The following is a 24270-nucleotide window of genomic DNA, read 5'->3' as shown; positions in this document are numbered from 1 at the left end:
GGGCTACGCCGAACTGGTGGCGTCGGCGGCCATGCCGAGCTCGAAGCGCAGCCCCTGGCCGCGGATGGTGGTGATCAGTCGGGGCTGGCGGGTGTCGTCGCCCAGCTTGCGGCGTACCCAGCCCAGGTGGACGTCGATCGTCTTCGACGACGTCCAGAAGGTAACTCCCCACACGTCACGCATCAGCTCCTCGCGGCTGACCACCGACCCGGCGCGCGCGATGAGCGCGTGCACCAGGTCGAACTCCTTGCGCGACAGCAGGATCTCGCGGTCCCCACGCCACGTCTGCCGGGTCGACGGGTCGACCCGGACGTCCTGCACCTCGATCACATGGGCCAAGGTAAGGACGCAGGGACCTCCCGCGACGTGGAATGCAAAGAATTTTGCATTGAGAGGGCGCGCCAAAAGGGCCGCTGACCAGCGGATACGTGGGTTGACGGAGCTCAGGCCCGCCTGACCGCCACGGGCTCCACCACGCCGAAGCCGCGCACCGGACGAGCCGGCAGCGGGCGCGAGTCGACCTGGTCGGCGGGCAGCAGGTCGGCCGTGGCGTGGTCGACGATGATCCGGTTGCGGCGCGCCACCTGGGTCAGCCGGGCGGCGAGGTTGACCGGCGGCCCGAACACGTCGCCCATCCGCAGGACGACACCGCCGGTGGCCAGGCCGACCCGGACGTCGGGCATCCGCGGGTCGCGACCGATCACGTTGATGATCCCCTCGGCGGTGGTGAAGGCAGCCATCGGGTCGTCGTTCACGTAGAGCACCGCGTCGCCCATGCTCTTGATCAGCCGGCCGTTCTCGCGGGCGATCACGTCGCCGCAGCGGGCCTCGAAGACCTCGACCAGCTCGCCGATCCGCTCGCGCGACACCTCGTTGGACAAGGCGGTGAAGCCGACGATGTCGGCGAACCCGACGCTCAGGTCGGTCGTGTGGGGGTCGTCGTCGAGCGCCCGGACCGCCTCCATCCGCGCGATGGCGGCGGCGAGGTGGCGGCGCCAGGCGTAGACGAGCAGGTCCTCGAACTGCTCCCCCAGCCGTGCGGTCACCCAGGCGCCCGGGTCCTCCACGTCCTCGGGCGCGCCGTCGGCGACGTGCTGCACGAGCTCGCCGACCTCCCAGTCGGCGAGCCGGGCCATGGTGATGCCGATGCCGCGGGTGACGTTGAGCGCCACGTCCGGTTCGACGACCTCGCCGTCGGGGCCCTCCGCGAGGATGCGCATCGCGTCGACGTCGGCCCGCGTGTAGGCACGCTCGTCACCGTGCTCGGCGAAGCCGAGGGTGCGGAACAGGCGCCGGGTCAGGTCGAGCGGCAGCCCGGCCCGTGCGGCGACCTCGGCGGCGGTGAGCCGGGGCTCGCCGCTCTCAGACACCTTCGTCCCGGCGCGGCGCCGGCCCGCTGTGCAGCTCGTGGAGCAGCTCGTTGAGCTGGCGCTGGGTGGCCTCGACGTGGGGGATGTCGTTGAGCCGCACGGTGCCGAACGTCGAGGCGTCGGAGATCAGCAGGCTGCCGCAGCCGAAGGGCCGGTCCAGCAGGTTGATCTCCATCGCGATGTCACTGACCCGCGCCAGCGGGATGTCGTGGCCCCGGCGCGTGATGATCCCGTTGCGGGTGATCAGCCGGCGGTCGGTGAAGGCGTGCACCGTGGTCAGCCAGTCCAGGAAGGGACGCAGCGAGAACCACGCGATCCCGATCACGACGAGCACCCACACGATGAGCGTGAGCACCCGCTGGAAGCCGGTGTCGTCGAGCAGGACCTGCGCGGCGACGCCGACCGCGAGGAGCACGACGAGCGCGAGGATCGGCCCGAACAGCGCCTTGGGGTGCTGACGGGTGCTGAGCACCAGGCGCTCACCGGGGTTGAGCAGCTTCTTCGAGATGGCCACGGTCAGATCATTCCACCAACGACGGCGGTTCAGGCCGAGGTTGCGCGGACGTGGATGACATCGCCGGCCCCGACCCGCTCGGTCCCGTCGGCCGTGGCGACCACGAGCCGGCCGTCATCGTCGATGTCGGTGGCGCGGCCGAGCAGCTCGCCGCCGCCGGGCAGCTCGACACGGACGTCGCGGCCCAGGGTCGCGCAGTTGGACCGGTACGACGCCGCCAGGCGCGCCGTGCCCTGCTCGCCGCCGGCCTGCCAGACGTCGTAGCCCTCACGCACGGCGGCGACGACGGCGAGCAGCACCGACGTGCGGTCGGGGGCGCCGGGACCGGCGACGGCGAGGCTGGTCGCGGTCGGCACGGGCAGCTCGTCGGCGCTCATCGCGACGTTGATGCCGACGCCGACGATCGCCGCGGGACCGGTCGGGGTCTCGACCCGCTCGACGAGGATGCCCGCGACCTTGCGCTCGCCGTCGAGGAGGACGTCGTTGGGCCACTTCACGTTCGCGTCGTGGCCGAGCGCGGTGATCGCCTTCGCGACGTTGTGGCCGACGAGCAGCGGCAGCCACGGCCACGACGCGGGCGGCACGGTCGGGCGCAGCACCAGCGAGAAGGTCACCGCGGTCCCCGGCGGCGTCTCCCAGGTGCGGTCGAGGCGGCCGCGTCCCGACGACTGGTGGTCGGCGACGACCACGAGTCCCTCGTGCGCGCCGGCACGGGCCCGCTCGGCAGCGACCTCGTTGGTGGAGGGCGCCTCCGCGAGCAGCTCGAAGGACAGGTCGGGGGTCAGGTCGGACGCGCCGGCGAGACGGTCGCCGTCGAGCGGTCCACGGGTGGGGGGCGGGGTGGAACCGGAAGTCACGGGCTCTACCTTGGCGCAGCCCGGGCCCCGAGGAAACCCCGGGGGTCCTCGCACCGGGCTCAGGCCAAGAAGCGTTCCCGGTAGTCGGCGACAGCCCGGTCGATGGCGTCGGCGTCGAGACCGAGGGCGGCCAGGTCGTACTCCACGAAGCCGTGCCGACCGCGCGGGTGCGCCTCGCGGAAGGCGGCCATCGCCCCGCGGGCAGGGGCGTCGAGGGGCTGGTCGGCGAGGGCGTAGATCGCGGCGATGGTGCCCTCCTCGTCGGCCATGAAGTCCTCGAACCGGATGTCGATCGACTGCGCCGCGGGCAGCAGGTCGCGGTCGCGGACGCAGGCGTGCAGCAGGTCCTCGAGGCGCCCGGCGAACTGCCGGCCGATCGCGACCGGGTCCGGGTGCTCGCTGGCCATCCGGGCGGCGTACGCGACCATCGTGCAGACCGACGCCGTGACCGCGACCGGGTCCCGGTGGGTCAGCACGAACGTCGCGTCCGGGAAGGTCCGCAGCAGCGGGCCGTAGTGCTCGAGGTGCTGCGGCGACTTGAGCACCCAGCGCTCGCCGCCGCGCAGCCACTGCAGGACCTGCAGCACCCGCTTGAGGTAGGCGTACGACGCGTCCTGGCCGCTCGTGCGCTGGTAGGCGCTCCACGTGGGCAGGTGCGCGCTGCACTCGAAGAGCATGCCGCTGACGTCGTAGGCGAGGAGCTGGAGCTCCTCCTGCGCGTGCTCGACCGTCATCTCGTGCATCCGCTTGAACTCGGGCATCACGCCGTCGAGCAGGTCGAGGCCGGCGGCGCAGCGGGCCGGGCGCGGGTCGGGGTCGGCATCCCGCTCGGCGGCGGCGAGGACCGGCTCGAGGCTCTCCCAGTACGGCAGGTGCCGCAGTGCGGGGTCGGCGGCGAGCATGTTGTGCAGGTGCGTGGTCCCGGTGCGCGGCAGGCCGCAGATGATGATCGGGCGGTCGATGGCGACGTCCTCGATCTCGGGGTGACCGGCGACCAGGTCCTCGATGAGCAGCCGGCCGCTGAGTGTCTGCACGAGCTGCTCGAACACGATGGCGGTGCCCGACGCCGACAGCGCGGCCTCCTCGCGCAGCGAGCGGCAGAGCACCTCGAGCCGCTCGGCGAAGCGCTCCTCGCCCCACGCGGACAGGCCGGTGCGCTCGACCGCCGTCGCCCGGAGCACCGCCGGGTCGAGGACGAGCCCGGCGCCGTACTCGGCGAGCATGTCGCGGATCGGGGCGCAGGCCTCGGGGTAGTCCGGCGCGGCGAGGTCGTCGAAGCGCACGGTGTCCGCCCTCACCGGACCGCCTCGGCGACCTCGGCGACCGGGACGACGCGGCACACCGGGCGGTCGGGCGTGCGCTCGGGCAGGAACCAGCGGAACCAGATCAGGCCGGAGCCGCGGCCGGCCGTCGAGACCCAGTTGGGGTGCCCCGGGTCGGTGGCCGAGACGACGATCCGCCAGGACCCGTCCGGCTCGTGGGTCGTCTGGCCGCCGTTGATGGTGACCTGCTCGTAGCGGTGGTCGTAGGTGTGCAGGTAGGGCGTCCACAGACACATGTTCCAGAAGGCGCACTCCGGCGAGCTGCCCTCGATCACCAGCGCCTCGCCCGCGGCGAGGTCGTAGGCCCCGAACGCGTACGACGCGTCGCCGGCCGCCCAGCCGAAGGTGGTCGTCGGCACCGGGTACGGCTCCCCCACCTCGTTGGGCGGACCCACCCGGACCGGCACCATGGCGGCCTGCTCGGCGACCCAGGTGCGGGCAGCGCGGAGCCGCCGGGCGAGGTCCTCGGCGCTGTCGGTACGACGGGCCGGCGGGTCGTCGGCCTCGATCTCCCAGGTCGACCGGACGCCCTGCACCGGGTCGACGAGGTAGTCGCGGGTCAGCGCGAAGACCGCGTCCGGCGCGAGCTCGATCCAGTTGCCCTCGTGCGGTGTGGCGCTCAGGACCAGCTCGAAGCTGCCGTCCGGGGCGATGTCGAGGTCGCGGTCGTTGACGGTGGCGATGATCCGGTCGCTGTAGCGGCCGTCGTCGGGGCCGCCGTACACGGTGAGCGAGAGGTAGACGGCGTCGGCGCGGTGCCCGCGGACCCGGTAGGTCCGCCCGGGGTCGAGCGCGGTGAGCTGGTAGAACGCGTCGGAGTTGTCGCCGCCCCACTTCATCGACGGGGTGATCACGTCGACGAACCGCGGGCGGTCGGTGTCGGCCCAGACGTAGGCCTCGAGCGCGACCTTGAGCAGGCTGAACGCGAACCGGTAGCCGTCGAGGACGTCGGCCTCGGGCAGGGCGGGGTCGGCGTCGAGGAAGCGCCGCTCGACCCCCTTCACCTCGTCGACGAGCTCGTGGAAGGCCTGGGACAGGTCGGTCATCGGGATCCTCTCGAGGTGACGCACGTCACCCTTGCGAGCCATTACGTTATGACCTGTACGTAATGGCTCGCAAGGGTGAGCTCTCCGCCGGTCAGGCGAAGAAGACGCGCAGGTCGCCGACCACGTCCTGCGGCACCTCCATGGCCGCGAAGTGACCGCCGCGCGGGAACTCCGACCAGTGCGCGATGTTCGCGTTGTCCCGCTCGGCGAGCGAGCGGATCGTCTGGAAGTCGTCCTTGAAGACCGCGACCCCGATCCGGCCGGTGCTGACGACCGGCTCGGCGCCGGCGTGCTGCTCCTCGTAGTGATAGCGGGCGGCCGCGCCGTAGGTGTTGGTCAGCCAGTACAGCGTCGCCTGGGCGAGCACCTGCTCGGGCGCGACCAGGCTGGTGCCGTTGCCGAAGCTCTCGAACAGCTCGCTGTAGGCGAGGACGGCGACCGGCGAGTCGGCGAGGCCGGCGGCGACGGTCTGCGGGCGGGTGGCGTTCATCTGGTTGTAGCCGCCGACCGACTGGAACCACTGCAGGTGCTCGAGTGCCGCGTACTCCTTCGGCCCGAAGCCCTCGAACTCGGCCGGGTCGCCGCTCGGGAAGGAGAACAGGTGCAGCACGTGGGCACCGAGGAAGCCCTCGGGGTCCGCGACCGCGAGCTCACGGGCGACCATCGCCCCGCCGTCGCTGCCGTGCACGCCGTAGGAGTCGTAGCCGAGACGCCGCATGAGGACGTCGTAGGCCGCCGCGACCCGCTTCATCGTCCAGCCCGTCTCGACCACCGGGGTCGAGAACCCGAAGCCGGGCATCGAGGGGATCACCAGGTGGAAGGCCTGGTCGGCGGAGCCACCGTGGGCCTCGGGGTCGACGAGCGGGTCGATCATGTCGAGGAAGTCGAGCTGCGAGCCGGGGTAGGTGTGCGCGAGCAGCAGCGGCGTCGCGTCGGCGTGCTTCGAGCGGACGTGGAGGAAGTGGATGCGCTGGCCGTCGACCTCGGTGACGAAGCCGTCGTTCGCGTTGAGGCGGGCCTCGACCGCGCGCCAGTCGAAGGCCTTCCACTGCTCGACCATCGAGCGCAGGTAGGACTCCGGGGTGCCGTAGTCCCACGAGTCGCCGGGCACGGCGGGGGCGAAGCGGGTGCGGTCGAGACGGCCGCGGAGGTCGTCGAGGTCGGTCTGCGCGATGTCGATGACGAAGGGTGTGATCTGGTTCATGACACGGACGTTAGGAGCCATTGCGGAACAGTTCTTTCCTGTTTAATCAGGTCGGTGAGAAGTACCTCGGCACGGGTTCTCGAGCTGCTCGGACTGCTGCAGGCGCGGGTCGAGTGGACCGCTCCCGAGCTGGCCGCACGACTCGGCGTGACCGAGCGGACCGTGCGCAACGACGTCACCCGGCTGCGCGAGCTCGGCTATCCCGTCGACGGCGTGCGCGGGCGCACGGGGCACTACCGGCTCGGTGTCGGCGCGAAGCTCCCTCCCCTGCTGCTCGACGACGAGGAGGCCGTCGCGGTGGCCGTCGGCCTGCGCACGCTGACCGGGGTGGCCGGCTTCGAGGAGAGCGGCGGCCGCGCGCTCACCAAGCTCGAGCACGTCCTCCCCGACCGGCTGCGGCGCCGGGTGACCTCGCTGCGCGACGCCACCGAGGCCGGCCCCGTCAACACCGACTCCAACGTCGAGGACCCCGAGGTCGACGCCGGCGTGCTGGCCGAGATCGCCGACGCGATCCGCGACCACCGCGGGCTGCGCGCGTTCTACGGCGAGGAGCAGGAGCGGGTCGAGTTCGAGCCGTACCGGCTGGTGGCCTGGCAGCGGCGCTGGTTCGTGGTCGGCCGCTCCGTCGACGCGTCGGGCGAGCAGTGGGCGCCGTACCGCGTCGACTGGCTGACCCTGCGCATCCCCGGCGGCCGCGGGTTCCGGCCGGCTCCCCTGCCCGGCGACCTCACCGAGCTGGTCGTGCGCGAGGTCGCCCGCACCGGCTGGTCCGTGCACGCCAGGCTGGTCATCGACGCACCCGCCGAGGAGGTGCTCGCCCGGATCAACCCCGCGGTCGGCGTCGTCGAGCCACTGCCGGACGGCCGCTCGGTGCTGGTCACGGGTGGCGACAGCCTGGAGGTCGTCGCGGTGTGGATCGGCATGCTCGGGCTGGACTTCACCGTCGAGACGCCGGACGCGCTGGTCGAGCACCTGCGGGTGCTGGCGGAGCGGTACGCCGACGCGGTCGCCGGCCGGCGGTCACGGGGTCGGTGAGGGCGTCGCGAGCCGCTCCTTCTCGGCGGCCACGACGGCCGGGTCGGCGCCGCGGGTCAGGGTCACCTCGTAGTGCGCGGTGTGGGTGACCTTGCGGATGCCCGAGAACGGACAGTCCCGGGGCTGGCTCGGCCCGCTGAAGGCGTCGTACCTGATGATCCGCTCGGAGACGCGGTACGTGCCGGTGTAGGTCTGCGCCAGGCCGGTGTCCGCAGCGACCGGACCGGACGGGACGTACACCGTGGGGTGCGGGCGGTGCCGGGAGCGGATCGTGACGACCCCCACCTTCTTGCCGTCCTGGTCGACGCAGTCGCCCGGCGTGGTGCTGGTCGCCGACTCGAGCGTCTGGCTGAGGGTGCTGCCGTCCCACGTGAACGCGAACGTCGCGCCCGAGGTGCTCACGATGCTCCCGCCGCAGTCCTGAGCGGCATCGCAGTCGGCCGTGAACGTCCAGATCCGCTCGGCGGTCTGGCCGACCGCTGCCCAGGCGGGGTCGTCGGAGGCCGTGACCACCTCCCGGTAGGTGAACTCCCCGTTGGGCACGGTGTCGACCACGGGGTCGACCTCCTTCCCGGAGCCCGGCCCCCCGGTCGAGGCGTCCGCGCCACGCGCGCCTCGCCCCGTGGCATCGCCGTCGCCCCGCGTCACGGCCACTGCCGTGATGGCGCCGGCGACGACTGCCACAGCGGCGACGCCGGCACCCACCACGACCTGCCACGGCACGGCCCGCCGGACAGCGCTGGTGATCGTGGCGCCCACGACGGCACCGCCGAGGGCCGCCGCGCCACCGCCGATCGGCACCAGCGTGGCGATCGCCGGCGCCACCAGGGCAGGGATGCCCGCCGTCGTCCACCAGGCGGCACCGTAGGTCCGCCCGGCGGCGTCCTCGAGCGCCGCGAGGAAGGCTGCGGCGTCCGGGTAGCGCTGCGCCGGCTCGGGAGCCAGGGCCGTCGCCAGGACCGGCCGGATCCCGTGGTCGACGTGCCCCAGGTCCGGCACCGTGTCCGGCGTTGCGTGCCCGGTGAGCAGGTGCACCAGGACCGCCGCGGCCGCGTAGACGTCGCTGGCCGGGGACATCGGCCCGCCGATCCGTGCCTCCGGTGGTCGGTACGCCGGCGTCGAGCCGCCGACACCGAAGTCGATCAGTCGCGAGGTGCCCTCGGTGTCGACCAGCACGTTCGAGGTCGAGACGTCACCGTGCACGACTCCGCGGGCATGGGTGTGGGACAACCCGAGGAGCGCCCCGCGGCACACTCCGAGCGCCTGCGGCACCAGCAGCCGGCCACCGGTGGCCAGCACCTCGGCCAGCGTGGCACCCTCGACCCACTCCAGGACCAGGTACGCCGCGTCGGGCTCCTCGACGAAGCCGTAGACCGACACCACGTGCGGGTCGTCGAGCAGCGCCAGCCGGCTCGCCTCCGCCCGGAGCGCACCGACCGAGCCGGGAGGGACCCGCTTGAGGGCGACGAAGCGCCCGAGCCCCGGGTCACGGGCCTTGAACACGGTGCCGGTGGCGCCCGCGCCCACCCGGCCGATGACCTCGTAGCCGCCGACCCAGGTCGGTCCGCCCGTCGTCTCGTCCATCTCCGCCACCCCCACGGCCCCAGGTCTCGAGCATCCGCCGCCGGTCGGGAGCAGGGAAGATCCGGTGTCGATCTATACCCCGTTCAAGGGACCGGACGTCCCTTGTCCCGCCGCCGGGCGCCGTCAGCGGTTCAATGGCGAGGTGGGGCCGGGAACGGGTGACGACCGAGCGAGCACCGGGCCGGGCGCGGTGCAGCTCCCGCGGGGGCTCGAGCCGATCCGCACCCTCGGGGTCGGTGGCTTCGGCGTCGTCGTGCATGCCCGTGACCCCAACCTGGGACGAGACGTCGCCGTGAAGCTGGTCTACGGCGGTGGCCACGTGACCGACTCGGTGGCACGGATGCTGCGGGAGGGCCAGGCCCTGGCCCGGCTGCGCCACCCGTCGGTGATCCACGTCTACGAGGCGGTGCGGCTCGGCGCCGACGTCGCGCTCCTCATGGAGTACGTCGACGGGGGCGACCTCACCCGTCGGCTGAACCAGCCCGGCTTCGCCGTGGCAGACCGCCTCGCCGTGCTCGACCAGGTGGCCTCGGGGCTCGCCGAGGCGCACGCGGCGGGCATCGTGCACCGCGACCTGAAGCCCGCGAACATCCTCGTCGCCGACACCCCGCGCGGCCCGCTCGCGAAGATCGCGGACTTCGGGCTGGCCCGGCTCAGCCGCGAGGCCGCGGCCTTCCGCACCGAGTCCGGTGTCGCGGCGTTCACGCCCGGCTACGGCGCCCCGGAGCAGATGGTCGACCCGGACCACGAGTCGGCGCAGATCGACTGGTACTCCTTCGCGGTCGTCGCCTTCCGCCTGTTGCGAGGCACCCTGCCGCTCCCCGGGACCCGCGCAGGAGCGGGCGAGGACCTGTTCGACCGGGCGCTGGCGCTCGACCCGGCCGAGCGCATCCGTCCGGACCTGCTGGTCGCTCAGCTGCGCGAGCTGCCCGTCGGCGGGTGGACCCCGGTCGTGGGCCGAGGGTTCGGCGACGCGCCGCCGGCGGAGGCCGACCCCACCGGTGGCGGGCCTCGTCCCTCGCCCGTGACGGTCCGCGTCGCGGTCCCGACGGACAGTCCGCAGGCGCCGCCCCTCCGTGACGAGGGCCCGTTCCTCACGATGCCGGTCTACCACCCGCCCCCGGTCGCCCTCGGCCGGCGCCGCGGCGTGCGGCTGCTCGCCGTCCTGCTGACGAGCTGCCTGATGGGAGCGGTGCTCGCCGCCGTCGTCCTGCTGCTGCGGTGAGGGGTTCCCCGACATCCGGGTGCCGGCTGTCGGACGGGGTATCTAGGGTTCCGGTCATGACGCGACTCGTGGACGCCCGCACCGACCGGTTCGTCGAGGACCTCGCCGCCCTCGACCCGTTGACGGCGACGTACGCCGGCATCCCCGGCCACGACGGGGAGCTGCCCGACCTGTCCCCCGACGGCTTCGCGGCGAGCGAGGAGCTGCACCGGCGAGCCCTGGCCGACGTGGCCGCGCTCGACGCGGCCGACGAGCGCGAGGAGGTCGCCCGGGCGGCCTTCCTCGAGCGGGTGGGCCTCACCGTCGAGCGGGCCGACGCCGGCGTCGAGCGCAGCGAGTTCTCGGTGATCTCGAGCGCGATCCACGCCGTGCGCGAGGTGTTCGACCTGATGCCGACCGACACCGCGGAGCAGTGGGACGCGATCGGCTCGCGACTGGCCGCCGTCCCTGCTGCGCTGGCCGGCTACCGCACCACGCTGCTCGAGGAGGCAGCCGCCGGGCGTGTCTCCGCGAAGCGCCAGTACGCCGAGGTGGCCGACCAGGTGCGCGGCTGGACCGGGCAGACCGGCGCCGCGGGCGACTACTTCGCCAACGTGGTGGCAGCGGCGCCGGACGATCGGCGCGACGCGCTCGCGGCGGCCGCGGCGAGTGCGTCGGCGGCGTACGCGGAGTTCGGGCGCTTCGTCACGACCGACCTGCTCCCCCGCGGCCGCGACGTCGACGGGGTGGGCCGTGACCACTACACGCTGGCGTCGCGCTACTTCCTCGGCGCCTCGGTCGACCTCGAGGAGACCTACCGCTGGGGCTGGGAGGAGCTCAAGCGGATCGAGGACGACATGGCCGCCACGGCCGGGCGGATCGTCCCGGGCGGCTCGGTCGCCGACGCCGTCGCGGCCCTCGACGCCGACCCGGCACGCGACTGCGGGAGCCGCGAGGCGTTCCAGGCGTGGATGCAGGAGAAGTCCGACACGATCCTCGCCGACTTCGACGGCGTGCACTTCGACATCGCCGAGCCGATCCGCACCCTGCAGTGCAAGGTCGCGCCGATCAACGACGGCGGCGCCTGGTACACGCCGCCCACCGAGGACTTCTCGCGTCCCGGCACCATGTGGTTCTCGTTCACCGACGACCACGAGCGCTACTCGACCTGGCGGGAGACCACGACCGTCTTCCACGAGGGGGTGCCCGGCCACCACCTCCAGGTGGCGCAGGCCGTGCACCGCGCCGACCTGCTCAACCGCTGGCAGCGGCTGCTGTGCTGGGTCAGCGGGCACGGCGAGGGCTGGGCGCTGTACGCCGAGCGGCTGATGGACGAGCTCGGCTACTTCGCCGACCCGGGCGACCGGCTCGGCTTCCTCGACATGCAGGGCTTCCGTGCCGCGCGGGTCGTCGTCGACATCGGCGTCCACCTCGGGCTGAGCGTGCCCGCCGACAACCCGTTCGGCTGGCGGCCGGGCGAGACCTGGGATGCCGACCTGGCCTACGAGTTCATGCGTGCGCACTCGCGGATGGACGACGGCTCGCTGCGCTTCGAGGTCAACCGCTACCTCGGCTGGCCGGGGCAGGCGCCGTCGTACAAGGTCGGTGAGCGGATCTGGCTCGAGTCCCGCGCCGCGGCGCAGGCACGGCACGGGTCCGCGTTCGACCTCAAGGCCTTCCACACCGCGGCGCTCGACCTCGGCAGCCTCGGCCTCGACCCGCTGCGAACCGCGCTGGGCCGGCTCTGAGGGACGCGCCGTGATCCGGCTCGACCGGGAGCAGGCCCGCCGGATCGCGGTCCGGGCCCAGCTCCTCGACGCGCGCCGCAGCGGCTCGGTGGCCGAGGTGGTCGACGAGCTGACCCTCCTCCAGGTCGACCCGACCGCGGCGGTGGCGCCGAGCGTCGACCTGGTGCTGTGGTCGCGGCTCGGCGACGGCTACGAGCACTCGGACCTGACCTTCGCGCTGGAGAGCGAGCGCTCGCTCGTCGAGCTGTCGTCGTACGTCCGCGCGATGGACGACATCGGGCTCCTGCTCGCCGTCGCGCCCCACGACCTGCACCCGACGATCCACGAGTGGCTGGCGGCCAACCAGCTGTTCCGCTCCGACGTGCTCGGCCTGCTCGACGCCGAGGGACCGCGCACCGCCGCCGAGATCCCCGACACCTGCGAGGTGCCGTGGGCGTCGAGCGGCTGGAACAACGACAAGAACGTCAACCGCCTGCTCGAGGTGCTGACCCTGATGGGCGACGTCGCGATCACCGGGCGCCGCGGCAAGCTGCGGGTCTACGACCTCCCCGAGCGGGTCTACCCGGGCGACCTCGACGTCCCGTCGTACGACGACGCGCGGGCCGCGCTCGACCGCCGCGAGCTCGCCGCCCTGGGGATCGCCCGGTCCGGGCCGGGCGAGGAGGCGAGCGTCGAGGGCTGCGACGGCGCGTGGCACGTCGATCCCGACGCCCTGGCCGCGGCCGACGCGGCCTTTGCCGGACGCTGCGCCTTCCTCTCCCCGTTCGACCGGCTGGTCCACGACCGGGAGCGGGCACTGGACCTGTTCGACTTCGAGTACGTGCTCGAGATGTACAAGCCCGCCGCGTCGCGCCGGTGGGGCTACTTCGCCCTCCCCGTCCTCCACGGCGACCGGCTGATCGGCAAACTGGACGCCAAGGCCGACCGCAAGGCGGGGGTGCTGCGCGTGCACGCCCTGCACGAGGACGTCCCGTGGGAGCCGGAGGTCGGCGACGCGGTCGAGGCCGAGCTGGTCACGCTTGCCGACTGGCTGGGGATGGGGCTCGTCAGAGGGTGAGGTCCGTGCTCCCGGAACTGTGCTCGGGCCTTCGGTTGGGTGGCCGGTCGGGTTCCGAAAGGGCAGTGACGAGGACAGTGGGAGGTGGTCGGGTTCCGCGGTCGCGCTGCGGTCCCGAGGTCACTTTCGTGATGCCTGGTGACGTCTGTTCTGCACACCCTCCGAATGGAGTTTCCCCTGTCCACAGGCGGGTTTCCGGCGCTGGGTTGTGTCGGACGTGGATGGGAGAATCCTGTCATGGATCTCGGAACCCGCCCCCGTTCGACAGCCCCCGTGCTGTCACGGTTGAGCGCCGGGATCCAGGCCCGCAACCAGCTCCTCGTCGAGGAATGGCAAGCGATCGTCGAGTGGGCCGGCGACCACATCGTGACCGGGCCCGAAGGTGCCGCGACGATCACCGAGGGCTACCTCGACACCGGCGTCCCCATCGCCGGTGACGGCGCCCCGCTGGTCAGCGAGTTCGCGTTGATGGAGCTCGTCGCGGTCCTCGGCCGCACCCCCGACGGTGGCAAGGCCTACGTCGGACGGGTGATCGAGTGCGCGTGGCGGCTGCCCAACGTCTACGAGGCGGTGGTGGCGGGGCGGTTGGCGCCGTGGCGGGCCGAACGGATCGCGGACCTCACCCGTGGCCTGTCGGGTGAGGCGGCGGGGTTCGTGGACCGGCAGCTGTGGAACGCCTCCGGCATCGGGTGGGCCCAGCTCGAACGCCTCGTTGCGGAAGCCGTGCTGCGGTTCGACCCCGACAAGGCGGAAGCCGACCGCCAGAAGGCTGCCGACCACCGGCACTTCGACATCAGTGACGTCGACGAGCACGGACTCGTGCACCTCGACGGACTCCTGGATGCCGCCGACGGCCACGACCTCGACCAAGCCGTCGCCCGTCGGGCCGAGGTGCTCGGTCGGTTGGGTGACGAGAGCTCGTTGGACGTGCGGCGGTCCAAGGCCGCTGCCGAGCTCGCCCGCCAGGACCTGGCCCTGGACCTGCTGGTCCCGGACCCCGACACCGGGGAGGTCGTGGCGACCGTCCCCGGCCGCAAGGTGGTCCTCAACGTGCACGTCACCGACACCAGCCTCACCGGTGACCACCCGTTCGTGAACCCGGTCGGGCGGTGGGACGAAGGCCGCTGCCCCATCACCACCGCCCAGATCCGCGAGTGGCTGCGTTCGAAGAACACCACGATCATCGTGCGCCCGGTCATCGACCTCGCCGACCACCTCCCCGTCACCGCCTACGAGATCCCCGACCGACACAAGACCCGCGTAGCGCTGCGGGACCACACCTGCCGCTTCCCCCACTGCACCCGCCCCGCGACCCGGTGCGACATCGACCACCACCAGCCCCACGACCGGGGCGGGCCGACCTGCCCCTGCAACCTCGTCCCCCTGTGTCGACGGCACCACCGCGCCAAGACACACTCAGCCTGGCGCTACGAGACCCCGATGCCGGCGACCTACGTGTGGACCAGTCCGAGCGGGTTCCGATTCCGGGTCGACCACCGCGGCACCCACCCGGTGCACCCGCCCGACGAGTAGCGACCCCGCCCCACACCCCGCAGGACTCCACGTCCGCGGGGCCGGTGGCATGCCAGATCAGCGTCCGCCGGCGTACTGCTCCGCGGTGTAGGTGACGGTGCTCCCGGTCCGCGGATCTGTGACCACGATCCGCTTGTCGACAGCCGCCCAGTCGACGACGAGCGCGGTCCCGGCATTGGCGGCGAGGAACGGGTAGCCGGCGACGAATCGGTAGTCGTTCACGGCGCCGTCGTGGACGGCCGTGATCTCGAGGTACGTCCGCTCGGACTGGACGGGCGTGGCCGGGTAGCGGCTGACGACGACGCAGTACCCCTGCAGGCCCGAGAGCGTCGGGTCGGTCCGGCAGCCCTTCCACAGGTCCTGCCGGCCGATGCCGTCGAGCAGCTTGAGCCCGCCCCAGGCCAAGGTCACCACCACGAGCACGACCATGGTCGTCACCGCCGACGACACGACCGCCACCTTCGTCCTCGACATGGCTGCACCCTGCCATGCTCAGCGCGCCGCGAAGCGCTCCCAGGTGACGCCGTCGTCGGTCGAGCGCGAGACCGATCTGTCGCGTGAGGCGATCCACAGCACCGGGCCACCGTCGTCCTCGATCGCGAGGAGGCCGTCTTCGGCCTTTTCGGCGATCCCGGTGTCGCCGCTCGCGACCTTCGTGAGCCGGCCGTCGGTCACCCGCCACACGCCCCCGTCGACGGGCATGCGGACGCCCTGCCTGTTGATCGACGCGAGCACCCGGAGGTTTCCGTCCCTGTCGATCCAGGCTCCGGAGATGGTCGGCCACTCGACGCCGCGCTCGACCTCGTCGCGGGTCCAGGCGGTCGGATCGGCTGCGGGCGCGGCGTCGACGGCGAGGAGCGGGAAGAGGGTCGCACCGTCACCGCCCTCGAGGACGGCGTGGGGAGAACCCGCCCCGGCCGTCGCGATCCAGGCCAGGAAGCTGCCGGTCAGCTCGGTCTGCTGCCAGCTCGCCCCGCCGTCGTCGGACCAGTGGTAGGTGACCGCCCCGTCGTGGCTGGTGACCGCGGTCAGCCGGCCGGCGTGGGCCGCCAGTGCCTCCGCCCCCGCCGGCGTCGCGACCTCGTGGCCACTCCCGTCGGGAGCCACGGCCGCGAGCGTCGTCGATACGCCGTCGAGGAGAACGACCGGGACCTCGTCGTCGGCGACCGGCGCTTTCGTCCGGGCGATCGTGACCGGCGTGGGCCTGCCGCCGGCGACGTCGATGATCGAGAGATCGCGCCCCTCCCACCCGTCGCGCAACACGAATCGACCGCCGCCGATCGGTGTGGCGGTCGTGCCGGCCGACACCTCGCTCAGCCGGCGGTGCGCGAAGCCGTCGGCCGTGGTCGCGAGCACCCAGTGCTGCTCGTCGCCGCCGTTCCACAACGTGATCCGCTGGTCCGGCGTCCCGGGCGTGGTGGCGATGTCGATGAGCACCGCGTCCGCGGCGTCCACCGTCCCGGCCAGGTCGACCGCCACGTCGCTCGGGGCACTGGTCGGGATGTCATCGGGCACGCTCGGGGAGACGACGGGCGGCGCCGGGGACGGCGCCTCGCCGCCCGGCCCGAGCAGCTGCACGGACGCGACGATGCCGACGACGGCGAGGACCGCGGCGCCGAGTGCACCGGCCTGTCGGCGGGCGCGGCGCGCCCGCCCCCGTCGTACGACGTCAGCGAAGTCGGGCACCACGGCGGCCTCCTGCGCACTGCGGGCGACGACCCCCGGGTCATCGGCCAGGAACCGGTCGGGGTCAGCCACGGGGTCCTCCGTTCACGAGGGCGGCGTCGTCGAGTGCTGCTGCGAGTGCGGTCCGGCCACGGCTGAGCCGCGCCTTGACCGTGCCGACGGCGACACCGAGGGTGGCCGCGACCTCCGCGACGGGGAGGTCGGCCAGGTAGTGCAGAGCGAGCGCCTCGCGCTGCGACGCCGGCAGCGTCCGGAGCGCGGCCACCAGCACCAGCCGCTCCTCGGACAGCTCGGCGTCACGGGCGACCGGCTGCTCGGCACGGCCATGGGTCAGGCGCTGGCCGAGGACGCTGCGACGGCGGCGCGTGCGGGCGACGTTGACGGCCACCGTGCGCAGCCAGGCCTCCGGTTGCTCGACCCGTTCGAAGGTGCGCCTGGACGCCACCGCCCGAGCGAACGCCTCGGCCACGACCTCCTCGGCCTCGGCGAGGCTCCCGCACACGCCGTACATCTGCCCCACCAGCCGCCGGTACGACGCGTCGAAGCACCGCCGGACCGGGTCGTCGGCCCCACCGTCCACGGCACCTCCCGAGTCCACGTCGTCAGCCTGTCACCGATCACGACTCACGACGTCCCGAAAAGGTTGCGTCACCGGACCTCGTTAGGGTGACGACGTGCCGACCTTCGTGCTCGCCTCTGCCTCCCCCGCACGCCTGGCGACCCTGCGCAGCGCCGGTCTCGACCCGCAGGTGATCGTCTCCGGCGTCGACGAGTCGCAGGTCACCGACGTTCCGCCCGCGGAGCTGGCGCTGCGCCTGGCCGAGCTCAAGTGCGCTGCGGTGGCCGGGCGTGACGACGTGCCCGCCGACGGGCTGGTCCTCGGCTGCGACTCCGTGCTCGAGCTCGACGGGCTCGCCCTCGGCAAGCCCGACGACGCCGCCGACGCCACGCGGCGCTGGCAGTCGATGCGCGGTCGGTCCGGGGTGCTGCACACCGGCCACTGCCTCCACGACCGCGCGACCGGCCACCAGGTCGCCGCGACCGCCTCGACGAAGGTCCACTTCGCCGACCTGACCGACGACGAGATCGCGGCGTACGTCGCGACCGGCGAGCCGTTGCACGTCGCCGGCGCGTTCACCGTCGACGGCCTCGGCGGCGGATTCGTCACCAGCATCGAGGGCGACCACCACAACGTCGTCGGGGTCAGCCTGCCGCTGCTGCGCGGGCTGGTCCGGGAGCTCGGGCACTCGTGGACCGACCTCTGGGCGCGCTGAGCGGCCTGCTCGCCGTCCTGCTGGCGCTGCCGGTCCTCCTCCCGCCGGACGCGCACGCCGACGTCCCGACCCTGGCGTCGGGCAGCCAGCCGATCACCCTGCCGACCGACGCTCCGACCACGTTCCGGCTGCACCGCACAGCGACCGGCAGCACCTTCCACGTGGGGCTCTGGTACGTCGGTGCCGGCGACTCGGTCGGCGAGGGTGTCCGCCTCACCATCGGCACGACGCCGGCGGACACCGGCTGCGGCAGCGGCGCCGTGTTCCGTCCCACCCGCGGCGAACCGGCTCCCCTGCTCACCACGACCGCGTCGACCTGGACCGACCAGCCGGACCACCCGTGCGGCACCGCCGCGGAGCTGTACGTGACCGTCGGCCTGCCGAGCGACCCGGTCGACCGGGGACGCGCCGCGACGCTGGTGGTCGAGGAGGAGCCGCCGCTGTCGACGTACGCGTACGACCTGCTGCCCGAGCCCGCGGAGCCGACCTGGCAGCCGGTGGAGCCGGCTCCGTCACCGCAGCCGGTCCTCGCCGGTACGACGCCCGACGACGCCCCCGTCGTCGGGCCGGGCAGCCACGAGGTCGCGCTCCGGCCCGGTCGTCAGGCGGTGCTGGCCGTCCCGGTCGACTGGGACCAGGACCTGCGCGCCCAGGTGGACGGCAGTGCCGCGGCCAGCGTGACCGTCCTCGGTCCGCTGCTCGGCGAGGACGTCGCGGCGAGCGGCCCGGGCTGGGCGCAGAGCCACGTGACGTCCTACCTCCACCGCAACTCGTTCGACCCGACCCGGGCGGGGGCCTCGCTCGCCGGCGAGCACTACGTGCTCGTCGGGCTGCCGCCCGAGGCCGCGCCGGCGACGGTCAGCGTGACCCTCGCGGTCGACGGCGTCCCCGCCGACGGCGTACCCGACTACACCGGCCGCGCGGACGCCGCCCCCGAGCCATCCGCCGAGCCTGCCGACGCCCCCGACGACGACAGCGCGCCGGCCCCGATCTGGATCGGAGCCGGCGCGCTGGTGGTGCTCGTCGCGGTGCTGCTCACTCGACGGGCAGGCCGAGACCGCGGGCGATGAGCATCCGCTGCACCTCGGACGTGCCCTCGCCGATCTCGAGGATCTTGGCGTCGCGGTAGAACCGCGCGACCGGGTACTCCTCCATGAAGCCGTAGCCGCCGAAGACCTGGGTGGCGATCCGGGTCGCGGTGACGGCGGACTCGCTCGCGTAGAGCTTCGCGACCGACGCGGCCTGCTTGAACTCCTTCATCGACGGGCCCCGGCCGCCCTCCATCGCGTCCTTCATCGCGGCCGCGCGGTAGGTCAGCATCCGCGAGGCGTGCAGCATGACCTCGAGGTCGGCGATCTGGAAGGCGACCCCCTGCTTGCGCCCGATCGGGCCGCCCATGGTGTGGCGGTCGAGGGAGTACTCGACGCACAGGTCGACGCAGGCCTGGATCAGGCCGACGGCGAGCGCAGCGATGGCGACGCGGCCGTCGTCGAGGATGGCGAGGAACTGCGCGTAGCCGCGGCCCCGCTCGCCGACCAGGTTCTGCTCGGGCACCCGGCAGTCGGTGAACGAGAGCGGGTGGGTGTCGGAGATGTGCCAGCCGAGCTTGTCGTACGGCGGCTCGGCGACGAAGCCCGGCGTACCGGACGGCACGATGATCGCGGAGATCTCGGGCTTGCCGGACTCGGAGACGCCGGTGCGGGCGGTGACGGTGACCAGGCTGGTGATGTCGGAGCCGGAGTTGGTGATGAACTGCTTGCCGCCGTTGATCACCCACTCGCCGTTGTCGAGCTCGGCCCGGGTCTTGGTGGCGCCTGCGTCGGAGCCCGCGCCGGGCTCGGTGAGCCCGAAGCCGGCGAGCCGCCGGCCGGCGACCAGGTCGGGCAGCCAGGTCTTCTTCTGCTCGTCGGTGCCGTAGGTCAGGATCGGGTTGATGCCGAGGCCGACGCCCGCCTCCAGGGTCACGCCCAGGGACTGGTCGATCCGGCCGAGCTCCTCGATCGCCAGGCACAGCGAGGTGAACGGGCCGTCGGACGCGTCGAGGCCGGCGCCGCCGTACTCCTCGGGCGCGGTGAGGCCGAACAGCCCCAGCTCACCCATCTTCTGGACGACGTCGGTCGGGAAGTGGTGCGCCTTGTCCCACTCCGCCACATGGGGGCGGATGGTGGCCTCGGCGAAGTCCCGGACGGTACGACGGAACTCCTCGTGCTCACGCGACAGCTCGAACTGGGTCATGCCCCCATCGTAGGCCACGAGGTTAACGTTTGTTAACCCCGCGAGAGGCCGCCTGCCCGCCGCCGTCAGGACCATCCGGACGGCGGGTCGAGTCCTCGCCGAACAGCGAGCCGATCGACACGTCGAAGTAGCGCGCGAGCTCGACGATCTCGTCGAAGCGGAACGGGACCGTGCCGCGCAGGCGCTTGCTGATCTCGCTCTGACCGACGCCGAGGACCGTCGCGAGGTCCCCCTGGGTGAGGCGCCGGCGCGTCATCAGCACGCGGATCTCGTCCGCGAAGCGGATCCGCTCGGACCCTGGAGCGGGGAAGGGTGCAGTGCTCATGACCTGCAATGTAGTCACTGAGCGCATACGACGCCAGCAGATCTGGGCAAAACTTTCTCGAATCACACCGTTGTAGTGCTTGACGCACTAGTGCGTAGCGCACTAAAACATGGCCCCATGACCAAGACACCCACCGCCCTCACGGGGGCGAACGTCCGGGCCGAGATGGCCCGCCAGGACGTCTCCCAGACAGAGCTGGCCGCCAAGGTCGGCCTCAGCCAGACCGGCCTCTCGAAGCGACTGCGGGGTGCGATCCCGTTCGACGTCAACGAGCTGGCCGCCGTCGCCGCCGAGCTGCACGTCTCGATCGACCAGCTGACCGCCGGCATCGCCACCACCGAGGGGGCGACGGCATGAGCAAGGGCTCCACCCCTCCGCCGTTCCGTCACCTCGAGGACGGCACCGTCTGCCCGGTCGCGCCGGCTGCCGCGTGTGGCGTGCTGGCGGTGCATCACCGGCCGAAGCACGCGGCGCCGATCGCCGCCCAGACCAAGCACACGGCGCGGTCGGCGACGTATCGGCCGAAGCGTCGGCTGTTCATCGATCCGGATGCGGCGCCGTCGTTCCGGTACTCGACGACGGTGGCCCGCGGGGTGACCCGGTGACCGCGACGAAGACCAGGCCGCGGCTCACCCGCAAGGACTGGCTCATCAACGGGAAGACCAGTCACTCGTACCTGCTGGACTGCGACTGCCGCCGCTACACCAGCACCGACCCCCACAAGGTCCCCGGCGTCACCACCATCCTGTCCGCCCTGCCCGGCCCGCCGCCGTCGTGGGGTGCCGACGTCGCAGCGAAGATCGTCCTCAACGAGTGGGACCAGGTCGCCGAGATGCCGGCGCTCGACCGGTACGAGTACCTGAAGGGTGCGCCCGACCGGTACATGAACGAGGCCGCCGAGCGCGGCACGAAGATCCACAAGATGGGCGAGGCCCTCGCGTGGGGCGAGGCGCCCGACGTGCCGGACGAGATCCGCGGCCCTGTCGAGGCCTACGCCCGGCTGCTCGACGACTGGCAGGTCGAGCCGGTGGCGACGGAGTTCCCGGTCGCGATGACCCCGGAGCGCGCGGCCGCGCTCGGGATCGGGTCGGCGGCGTGGGCCGGTACCGCTGACCTCGCGGCACGGATCGGTGTGCGGGACAACGCGTTCGCGTACATCGACGTGAAGACCGGGAACAGCGTGCAGAACAAGACCGGTCTCCAGCTGACCGGGTACGACTTCGCCGACCTGTGGCAGCCGGACGGGCCGGAGTCGGAGACCACCGACAAGCCGCGCGCCGAGCTGATGTACGTCGCGCACATCGGGCCGGACTCGGCGCGGATGCTGCCGGTCACGCTCGGCGGGCTGCGGGAGCTGAAGTACCTCGCGTACCTGCGGATGTCGATGCGGTGGCAGCAGGACCACGACTGGTGGTACCGGAAGCGCGGTCCGGAGCCGCTAATCGGTGAGGCGGAGCAGCCGTGATCGTCCTCGCCCTCGCGCTCTGCGTGCTCGTGCTGACCGTCCTCCTCGCGATCGCCGTGGCCGGCAACGCCGACCTCGCCGCCGAGAACCGTCGCCTGCGTGGCGACCACCTGACCCTCATCCACCCCGCTCGAAGGACCACCCGATGACCGAGAACCTGCCCGCCGTCCCCGCGGCCGCCGCGACCCGCGAGGTCGCCAACCAGGACACCGACTCCTGGATCCCCGTCCTGGCCCCGGTCATCGAGCTGGCCAAGGCGCTGTCGACGACCGACTTCGTCCCGCGCGGTCTCCGCGGCTCGGCCACCGCGACCGCCGCCGCGATCCTCTACGGCCGCGAGGTCGGCCTGCCGCCGATGACCGCGCTGACCCAGACCCACGTGATCGAGGGGAAGCCGGCCATGTCGGCCGAGGCGATGCGCGCCATGGTGCTGTCGCAGGGCCACGCGCTGGAGATCGTCGAGACCACCGGCACGCGCTGCGTGATGCGTGCCCGGCGCGCGAACTCCGACAACTGGACGACGCTGGAGTGGACCATCGACCTCGCCCGGCAGGCCGGGGTCGCGGGCAAGGGCGTGTGGAAGAACTACCCGCGGCAGATGCTGCAGGCGCGTACGACGACCGAGCTGTGCCGGCTGGTGTTCCCGGACGTGATCCACGGGTTCCGGTCGCTCGAGGAGTTCAACGAGCTCGAGGGTGCGGTCGTCGAGGACGAGGACGGGAACACGGCGCCGACGTCGGGCACGAAGGTGACCCGGAAGCGCGCGGCGCGGAAGACGGCGGCCGCTCCCCCGGCTGCTGTGGAGGCTCCGGCGGCGCCTGCTGCGTCGTCGGTGGAGGACGGTCCGCCGTTGCCGGGTGCTGATGACCACGCACCGGCTCCGGTGGCCGAGTCGTCGGCGGGGGGTGACGACGGCGGCGCGGCTGGGGGCGTGTCCGGGGAAGACGTCGCGTCCCCCGTCGACGACGACCAGGACGTGCACGACGCGGTGCTGGTCGAGGACCCGCCGTACGACGAGCCGCCGGCCGAGGAGCCAGTGGTCGACGAGCACCCGGAGCCCGGGCCGTCGACCCGCGCCCAGCACCGGATGCTGTTCAGCCTCCTCGGTGGTCTCGGCGTTTCGTCGGACGAGGAGCGGCTGCTGACGACGTCGGTGCTGGTCGGTCGGGAGATCGGCTCGTTCAACGGGCTGACGAAGGCGGAGGCGTCGACGTTGGTCGAGACGTTGGGGATGTTCAACGGGGACCGGGCGAAGCTGCTCGCGCTGCTCGCTGAGGCGGAGGCGTGAACAGCGAGGCGCGGAAGCGCGCGCACCAGCCCGGCGCCCTGACCGTGACGGTTGACGTCGTCGACGACCCGCGCATGGGGAAGGTCGTGCTCCTCCAGCTCCCTGACGGGTACGTCGTCACGAAGTCTGAGGACGCCCGCCGGATCGCGGCCGCGCTCATCGAGTGCGCCGACCGGGCCGAGCAGGCCGACCTCGTCGAGGAGGGCCGCCGGTTTGCCTCGGAGCGTGAGGACCTCATCGCGCAGGGCGTCGACCCCGCTGACCTGCTCGTGCCCGAGGTCCCGGTCGTCGTGCAGCCGTGTCCGGAGTGCCGGGCCGGGAAGCACGGCAACTGCGACGGCGGGTCGTGGGACTACGTCGCTGACGAGCCCGCTGCCTGCCCGTGCGCGATCGAGGACCACGAGGGCGGTGCGTGATGGGGCTGACCGTCGTCACCGGCCCGCCCTGCGCCGGCAAGAGCACGTACGTCAACGACCACCGCGAGACCGGGGACGTCGTCATCGACGTCGACGCGATCGCCGTCGCGCTCGGCGCGGAGACAGACCACGTCGACTGGTCGACCAGCACCCCGCACCGGATCCTCGCCCGCGAACTCCGCGCCTACCTCGTCCGGACGCTGGTCGCGGAGATCAAGCGGGACGGTGCGCCGGCGTACACGGTGTGGCTGGTCGACACGGCGCCGAAGCAGTGGCAGCGGCAGGAGTACCGGCGGGCCCAGGCGACGATCGTGGATCTCGACCCGGGCCGCGAGACCTGTCATGAGCGGGCGAAGGCTGCTGGTCGGACGGTCGCGACGCATGGGGAGATCGAGCGTTGGTATGCCGAGGCGGCCAACCGATGACGTACACCGTCCGCCCGCTGTCTGACCGGACCTGGCTCCGCCCCGAGGGACGCCGCACGCCGACCCGGTTCTCGTCCTCCTGGCCTGAGACCGAGGAGTTGCTGCTCGCCGAGGTCGGTCGCCTCCGTGGCCGGGACATCGTCGTCGAGGTCGACCTCCGCGAAGGTGACCTGAGGGTCGACGGGCGGCCGAAGGCGAAGGCGCAGGCCGCCACCCCCGCCGTCGTCGTCGCGTTCGAGACCGTCGCGCACGGCCCGATGCTGTACCGCTGCGACACCTTCACGACGTCGTACTACGACCAGGGGCCGGCGTGGCAGCACAACGTCCGGGCGATCGCGAAGACGCTGGAGGCGCTGCGCGCGGTTGACCGGTACGGCGCGACGGAGACCGGCCAGCAGTACCAGGGCTTCAGGGCGATCGGCGGCGGCACCCCGATGCCCGCCGCACCGCCGGCGATGCCCCGGCACGAAGCGGAGAACGTGCTCATCCACTGGTCCGGCGGGCCGGGCCCCATCGACGAGCGCGCCTACCGCAGGGCGCGGGGCGCGGCCCACCCGGACCGCCATGGCGGGGACCGCACGGCGTGGGATCAGGTCGAGCGGGCCGCGCAAGCGCTGGGGCTGGCGCGGTGATCGTCATCGGCGCGGCGTTCGCGCTCGTCGGCCTCCTCGCCCTCGTCCTC

Annotated in this window: 28 protein-coding genes; 15 read left to right on the top strand and 13 right to left on the bottom strand. The window is 72.7% G+C overall.

Annotation, left to right across the window (positions count from 1 at the left end; genetic code table 11):
- Positions 1-3: 3 nt before the first annotated feature.
- The 7 genes from BJ958_RS27275 to BJ958_RS27245 all read right to left on the bottom strand — a co-directional run bounded on the left by BJ958_RS27275 (position 4) and on the right by BJ958_RS27245 (position 6313).
- Positions 4-330, bottom strand: coding sequence for a winged helix-turn-helix domain-containing protein (locus BJ958_RS27275; RefSeq protein WP_179729884.1), 327 nt, complete (start codon positions 328-330; stop codon positions 4-6).
- Between the two features lie 113 nt (positions 331-443).
- The gene (locus tag BJ958_RS27270) at positions 444-1370 is read right to left on the bottom strand and encodes an adenylate/guanylate cyclase domain-containing protein (protein WP_179729883.1); all 927 of its coding nucleotides are present in this window, start codon (positions 1368-1370) and stop codon (positions 444-446) included.
- A complete protein-coding gene (locus tag BJ958_RS27265) occupies positions 1363-1884 on the bottom strand; it encodes a PH domain-containing protein (protein ID WP_179729882.1) in 522 nt (173 codons plus the stop codon). Before BJ958_RS27265 ends, BJ958_RS27270 begins: the two co-directional genes overlap by 8 nt.
- Before the next feature lie 29 nt (positions 1885-1913).
- On the bottom strand, positions 1914-2741 hold the full coding sequence (locus tag BJ958_RS27260) for a biotin--[acetyl-CoA-carboxylase] ligase (protein WP_273520133.1): 828 nt from the start codon (positions 2739-2741) through the stop codon (positions 1914-1916).
- A gap of 59 nt (positions 2742-2800) precedes the next feature.
- The gene (locus tag BJ958_RS27255) at positions 2801-4039 is read right to left on the bottom strand and encodes a sulfotransferase (RefSeq protein WP_218865990.1); all 1239 of its coding nucleotides are present in this window, start codon (positions 4037-4039) and stop codon (positions 2801-2803) included.
- Entirely contained in the window at positions 4036-5109 is a 1074-nt protein-coding gene (locus BJ958_RS27250; RefSeq protein WP_179729881.1) for a DUF1214 domain-containing protein, read from the bottom strand. The genes BJ958_RS27255 and BJ958_RS27250 overlap by 4 nt, the downstream gene beginning before the upstream one ends.
- 91 nt (positions 5110-5200) lie before the next feature.
- On the bottom strand, positions 5201-6313 hold the full coding sequence (locus tag BJ958_RS27245) for an epoxide hydrolase family protein (RefSeq protein ID WP_179729880.1): 1113 nt from the start codon (positions 6311-6313) through the stop codon (positions 5201-5203).
- A 54-nt stretch (positions 6314-6367) separates the two neighbouring features.
- Between BJ958_RS27245 and BJ958_RS27240 the strand changes: the two genes are divergently transcribed.
- Entirely contained in the window at positions 6368-7348 is a 981-nt protein-coding gene (locus BJ958_RS27240) for an HTH domain-containing protein (RefSeq protein WP_179729879.1), read from the top strand.
- Here the strand turns inward: BJ958_RS27240 and BJ958_RS27235 are convergent.
- A complete protein-coding gene (locus BJ958_RS27235; protein WP_179729878.1) occupies positions 7334-8932 on the bottom strand; it encodes a serine/threonine-protein kinase in 1599 nt (532 codons plus the stop codon). The two genes, BJ958_RS27240 and BJ958_RS27235, sit on opposite strands and share 15 nt — an antisense overlap.
- A 142-nt stretch (positions 8933-9074) precedes the next feature.
- Between BJ958_RS27235 and BJ958_RS27230 the strand changes: the two genes are divergently transcribed.
- From BJ958_RS27230 to BJ958_RS27215, 4 genes are all read left to right on the top strand, one after another.
- On the top strand, positions 9075-10157 hold the full coding sequence (locus tag BJ958_RS27230) for a protein kinase domain-containing protein (protein ID WP_179729877.1): 1083 nt from the start codon (positions 9075-9077) through the stop codon (positions 10155-10157).
- Positions 10158-10213: 56 nt separating this feature from the next.
- Positions 10214-11884 (top strand): DUF885 domain-containing protein, encoded by a 1671-nt coding sequence (locus BJ958_RS27225; RefSeq protein WP_179729876.1) that lies wholly within the window; start codon positions 10214-10216, stop codon positions 11882-11884.
- A 10-nt stretch (positions 11885-11894) separates the two neighbouring features.
- Positions 11895-12941, top strand: a complete 1047-nt coding sequence (locus BJ958_RS27220; RefSeq protein ID WP_179729875.1) for a DNA glycosylase AlkZ-like family protein — start codon at positions 11895-11897, stop codon at positions 12939-12941.
- A gap of 237 nt (positions 12942-13178) precedes the next feature.
- Positions 13179-14474, top strand: a complete 1296-nt coding sequence (locus tag BJ958_RS27215; RefSeq protein WP_179729874.1) for an HNH endonuclease signature motif containing protein — start codon at positions 13179-13181, stop codon at positions 14472-14474.
- A gap of 57 nt (positions 14475-14531) precedes the next feature.
- On the opposite strand, the gene BJ958_RS27210 is transcribed toward BJ958_RS27215, so the two are convergent.
- Genes BJ958_RS27210 through BJ958_RS27200 form a run of 3 tightly spaced genes read right to left on the bottom strand, consistent with a single transcriptional unit; the run spans position 14532 to position 16758 of the window.
- The gene (locus BJ958_RS27210) at positions 14532-14948 is read right to left on the bottom strand and encodes a hypothetical protein (RefSeq protein ID WP_179729873.1); all 417 of its coding nucleotides are present in this window, start codon (positions 14946-14948) and stop codon (positions 14532-14534) included.
- 18 nt (positions 14949-14966) lie between these two features.
- Positions 14967-16232: a hypothetical protein gene (locus BJ958_RS27205; RefSeq protein WP_179729872.1), complete on the bottom strand. Its 1266-nt coding sequence runs from the start codon at positions 16230-16232 to the stop codon at positions 14967-14969.
- The gene (locus BJ958_RS27200; RefSeq protein WP_343052817.1) at positions 16225-16758 is read right to left on the bottom strand and encodes a sigma-70 family RNA polymerase sigma factor; all 534 of its coding nucleotides are present in this window, start codon (positions 16756-16758) and stop codon (positions 16225-16227) included. Before BJ958_RS27200 ends, BJ958_RS27205 begins: the two co-directional genes overlap by 8 nt.
- Positions 16759-16834: 76 nt before the next feature.
- On the opposite strand from BJ958_RS27200, the gene BJ958_RS27195 reads away from it, so the two are divergent.
- Positions 16835-17434 (top strand): Maf family nucleotide pyrophosphatase, encoded by a 600-nt coding sequence (locus BJ958_RS27195; protein WP_179729871.1) that lies wholly within the window; start codon positions 16835-16837, stop codon positions 17432-17434.
- On the top strand, positions 17410-18504 hold the full coding sequence (locus BJ958_RS27190) for a hypothetical protein (RefSeq protein ID WP_179729870.1): 1095 nt from the start codon (positions 17410-17412) through the stop codon (positions 18502-18504). The genes BJ958_RS27195 and BJ958_RS27190 overlap by 25 nt, the downstream gene beginning before the upstream one ends.
- Here BJ958_RS27190 and BJ958_RS27185 read toward each other — a convergent pair.
- Positions 18470-19669, bottom strand: a complete 1200-nt coding sequence (locus BJ958_RS27185) for an acyl-CoA dehydrogenase family protein (RefSeq protein WP_179729869.1) — start codon at positions 19667-19669, stop codon at positions 18470-18472. The genes BJ958_RS27190 and BJ958_RS27185 overlap by 35 nt on opposite strands.
- Before the next feature lie 22 nt (positions 19670-19691).
- On the bottom strand, positions 19692-19994 hold the full coding sequence (locus BJ958_RS27180; RefSeq protein ID WP_179729868.1) for a helix-turn-helix domain-containing protein: 303 nt from the start codon (positions 19992-19994) through the stop codon (positions 19692-19694).
- 117 nt (positions 19995-20111) lie between these two features.
- Between BJ958_RS27180 and BJ958_RS27175 the strand changes: the two genes are divergently transcribed.
- From BJ958_RS27175 to BJ958_RS27140, 8 genes are read left to right on the top strand one after another with little or no spacing between them, the layout of a single operon-like run.
- On the top strand, positions 20112-20351 hold the full coding sequence (locus BJ958_RS27175; RefSeq protein WP_179729867.1) for a helix-turn-helix domain-containing protein: 240 nt from the start codon (positions 20112-20114) through the stop codon (positions 20349-20351).
- A complete protein-coding gene (locus tag BJ958_RS27170; protein ID WP_179729866.1) occupies positions 20348-20599 on the top strand; it encodes a hypothetical protein in 252 nt (83 codons plus the stop codon). Before BJ958_RS27175 ends, BJ958_RS27170 begins: the two co-directional genes overlap by 4 nt.
- On the top strand, positions 20596-21459 hold the full coding sequence (locus tag BJ958_RS27165; protein ID WP_179729865.1) for a hypothetical protein: 864 nt from the start codon (positions 20596-20598) through the stop codon (positions 21457-21459). The genes BJ958_RS27170 and BJ958_RS27165 overlap by 4 nt, the downstream gene beginning before the upstream one ends.
- Positions 21456-21608: a hypothetical protein gene (locus BJ958_RS27160; RefSeq protein ID WP_179729864.1), complete on the top strand. Its 153-nt coding sequence runs from the start codon at positions 21456-21458 to the stop codon at positions 21606-21608. The genes BJ958_RS27165 and BJ958_RS27160 overlap by 4 nt, the downstream gene beginning before the upstream one ends.
- Positions 21605-22747, top strand: coding sequence for a hypothetical protein (locus BJ958_RS27155; protein WP_179729863.1), 1143 nt, complete (start codon positions 21605-21607; stop codon positions 22745-22747). Before BJ958_RS27160 ends, BJ958_RS27155 begins: the two co-directional genes overlap by 4 nt.
- Positions 22744-23163, top strand: coding sequence for a hypothetical protein (locus tag BJ958_RS27150; protein WP_179729862.1), 420 nt, complete (start codon positions 22744-22746; stop codon positions 23161-23163). The genes BJ958_RS27155 and BJ958_RS27150 overlap by 4 nt, the downstream gene beginning before the upstream one ends.
- Positions 23163-23588, top strand: coding sequence for an AAA family ATPase (locus BJ958_RS27145; protein WP_179729861.1), 426 nt, complete (start codon positions 23163-23165; stop codon positions 23586-23588). The genes BJ958_RS27150 and BJ958_RS27145 overlap by 1 nt, the downstream gene beginning before the upstream one ends.
- Positions 23585-24220 carry a molecular chaperone DnaJ gene (locus tag BJ958_RS27140; protein WP_179729860.1) on the top strand — a complete coding sequence of 212 codons (636 nt, stop codon included), beginning with the start codon at positions 23585-23587 and terminating at the stop codon, positions 24218-24220. The genes BJ958_RS27145 and BJ958_RS27140 overlap by 4 nt, the downstream gene beginning before the upstream one ends.
- Positions 24221-24270: the final 50 nt, after the last annotated feature.

It is taken from the genome of Nocardioides kongjuensis (assembly GCF_013409625.1).
Lineage (GTDB): Bacteria > Actinomycetota > Actinomycetes > Propionibacteriales > Nocardioidaceae > Nocardioides > Nocardioides kongjuensis.
This window is presented reverse-complemented; position numbering and strand designations above follow the sequence as displayed.